The sequence below is a fragment of the Flavobacterium sp. FlaQc-28 genome, assembly GCF_044007415.1.
In the GTDB taxonomy this organism is placed as follows: Bacteria; Bacteroidota; Bacteroidia; order Flavobacteriales; family Flavobacteriaceae; genus Flavobacterium.
Genome location: NZ_JBIPCM010000034.1, coordinates 1 through 255, shown reverse-complemented (window position 1 = coordinate 255; position 255 = coordinate 1). Strand labels below are relative to the sequence as shown.

At 41.2% G+C, this 255-nt stretch carries 1 pseudogene; it reads left to right on the top strand.

What is annotated here, in order from left to right:
- Nucleotides 1-255 (top strand): annotated as a pseudogene (locus tag ACHRVL_RS23065) (hypothetical protein); the annotation flags it as partial.

The following is a 255-nucleotide window of genomic DNA, read 5'->3' as shown; positions in this document are numbered from 1 at the left end:
CTGTGAATCCTACTCCAGCACCTCCAACAGCTTCAGCTCTAGTATATTGTTCATCAGAGAATAAAACAATAAATGATTTAACGGTTACAACAGGATCAAACCTTAAATGGTATACGACTGCTACAGGAGGAACTGCTTTGGCAGCATCAACTGTTGTGACAACTAATACTTATTATGTAAGCCAGAGTTCAGCTGCAGGATGTGAGAGTACAAGAACGTCAGTTTCAGTAACTGTGAATCCTACTCCAGCACCTC